This window comes from Vibrio sp. OPT46 (assembly GCF_015163535.1).
Classification (GTDB): Bacteria; Pseudomonadota; Gammaproteobacteria; order Enterobacterales; family Vibrionaceae; genus Vibrio; species Vibrio alginolyticus.
On record NZ_JADDYG010000560.1, the window covers coordinates 10,463 to 12,951 of the forward strand.

The window sequence follows — 2,489 nt, forward strand, 5'->3', positions numbered from 1 at the left end:
GAAAATAAAAAAGACGCCGAAGCGTCTTTCCAAACCAGTTTAAAAGCAATATTCCGTAAAGTTTAAACAGAGAGGTTAAACGGGATGCTTAAAACACTCATTTAATGTCATTCCTATGGCACGCAGCACGTCTCTTCTTGTGATAACACCAACCAACTTACCTTTGCCATCCACCACTGGATACATTTTCGGCTTTCCAACTTTCATCATGTCAGCCAGTTCAATTACTGACATTTCTGGAGAAACAGATAAGACATCATCATGCATACACTCTTGTACCGTATGTGTATCTTGGCAGTGATAACTTGCTTTCACCAACTTATCTAATAAGTCTTGCTCCGATAAAAACCCAACCACTTTTTCATTTTCATCAATGACAGGGCCACCTAGTGTGACACTTTGCATTACTTTGTTTAAAGCTGCCGAAAGTGACATATCTTTCGTGAAAGTCACCGCTTGCAACGTCATGTAATCTTTTACTTTTAATGAATGCATTCTTATCTCCTTAAGGGCATTTTATTGCGGCCTTTAGATAAGTGTCGCCTAATTTCCTGATTTTACTAAATGGAAAGGAGTAATTTTATTTATAGGCACAGCCTATTGAACTAAAACAAAATTAACTCACCGAACAACATTCACTGTATTTCGTTAAACGCAAGATTCAGCCAGGCTGATTTTTCTAGGCAAAATACAACAAAGCCAGTCAATTGACTGGCTTTGTTATTATGTAATTGTTGCGTTAGCAATGTTGGCGGCGCATGTTGTCTAAAATAATGCCAGTCGCCATCGCGACATTCAGTGATTCGGCACCGCCAAACGCCGGAATCGTGATCTTATCTGTCACGAATTTTGCTGCGGCTTCACGCACACCATGAGATTCGCTGCCCATCAACAAAATACCTTCAGCAGCGAAATCCGTTTTATGAACGCTCTCTCCTTCCAAAAACGCGCCATATACTGGCAATTTGGCGTGTTCCAAGTAACTTGGCAAATCCACCAAACTCACTTGTACGCGGCCAAAGCTGCCCATGGTCGCACTGATCGTTTTAGGATTATAAGGATCAGCACAATCTGTACTCGCAATAATGTGCTTGATGCCATACCAGTCTGCAACACGAATAATCGTACCTAGATTACCAGGGTCGGATACACCATCTAGCGCAATCATCAAGCCTTTCGCTTGAGGCTCTTTTACACTCGGAATTTCAACCACAGCAATGGCCGCATTATTGCTCACAAGCGTGCTCGCTTTGGTCAATTCATCAAGCGATGCTTCAACACAATCAAAACGATTTAGCGTACCAGCATTTTGTTCGAGAAATGCCGCTGTTGCAAAAACCTGCTTCACCTTCAATGAACTACTTGCTAGCTCTAGTACGTTCTTTTCACCCTGAACTAGGAATAAGCCATGCGCTTTACGCTGTTTCTTTTGACCTAAAGCACGAAGCAGTTTTAATTGGTTTTTTGAAATCATTAAAGTATCCCAGGTGAAAATGGTTATTCGGCGAGCGTACCCTAAACAATCTTCACGACAGTTCGGTATCAAGCGGATGAGATTATAAATTATACCTAAATAACCTCAAGAAGCTTGATCATCAGAAGACGTTGAACACCAAGCGTAGCCAAAATAAAAGAAGGCTCAAAAACGAAAAAAGCCCTGCGATAACGCAGGGCTTTCAAAAGGGTGGGACCCCAGCCACATCCCGGCACACAAGTCACACGCTGCGGCTGCTTCCTTCCGGACCTGACCGAGTTCACGAGCTATTGTTGCGAGAGGACCAGAGCCCCATAATTCTTTTCGAGAGGTCTTGCCTCAATCGATGGGGCGATTATTCAGTATCAGCTCTCATAATGCAAGAGCAAAAACCTTGAATTTCATCATTTCATTACCGTTTGGACAAAACTCGATCAATTCATTCCTTTATGATGAAACCGTACAGTCACGATAAGAGGAGTCGTGCCGTGAGGACTGCTTACTAATGTACATGTCTTCATCAGCCAAATGCATCGCTTGCTCTAAGCTCATGTGCCGTTCCCTTTTTGCAGAGAAACCAATAGAGATACTTATAGACTCCAAATCACTATATAATTTGCCTTTCACGTCTATTCTACTGAGCTCTCTCATTGCTCTAGTTAACTCGGCTTGCGTAGGATAACCCAGCAATATGAACTCATCCCCTCCAATTCGATAACATCTTCCCGACCAGACATAATGAATTTTTAGTGCCAGTAGTTGTAAAACTTCGTCCCCAGCGCGATGCCCATAAGTGTCATTGATTCGTTTGAAATGATTAATGTCTAAGTAAAGTATGGATAGATCTTTGTTTACTCCTTTTCGATACTTTACTTGCAACGCACGACGATTCCTTAACCCTGTTAAGTTGTCAGTGCTCGATTGACGGTAAAGATAAAGCGAAACACAAATAGCAAACAATAATACAAAGATAAACACAGCTTGTGTTTGCGTCGCTAATCGAATCTCATATTCA

General features: G+C 41.9%; 3 protein-coding genes and 1 other RNA gene. All 4 read right to left on the reverse strand.

The window, feature by feature from the left end:
- Positions 1-75: 75 nt before the first annotated feature.
- On the reverse strand, positions 76-495 hold the full coding sequence (locus IQR33_RS22650) for a CBS domain-containing protein (RefSeq protein WP_005378483.1): 420 nt from the start codon (positions 493-495) through the stop codon (positions 76-78).
- Between the two features lie 244 nt (positions 496-739).
- Positions 740-1,474 (reverse strand): RNA methyltransferase, encoded by a 735-nt coding sequence (locus IQR33_RS22655; protein WP_053303254.1) that lies wholly within the window; start codon positions 1,472-1,474, stop codon positions 740-742.
- Positions 1,475-1,687: 213 nt separating this feature from the next.
- An RNA gene (gene ffs / locus IQR33_RS22660) (signal recognition particle sRNA small type) lies at positions 1,688-1,784 on the reverse strand.
- Between the two features lie 137 nt (positions 1,785-1,921).
- A partial coding sequence (locus tag IQR33_RS22665) for a GGDEF domain-containing protein (RefSeq protein ID WP_193844061.1) occupies positions 1,922-2,489 on the reverse strand: 568 nt, incomplete at its 5' end.

Bases quoted from the DNA above. Each gene is read 5' to 3' on its own strand.
- IQR33_RS22650 (WP_005378483.1), bottom strand. From the start codon at position 495: ATGCATTCATTAAAAGTAAAAGATTACATGACGTTGCAAGCGGTGACT.
- IQR33_RS22655 (WP_053303254.1), bottom strand. From the start codon at position 1,474: ATGATTTCAAAAAACCAATTAAAACTGCTTCGTGCTTTAGGTCAAAAG.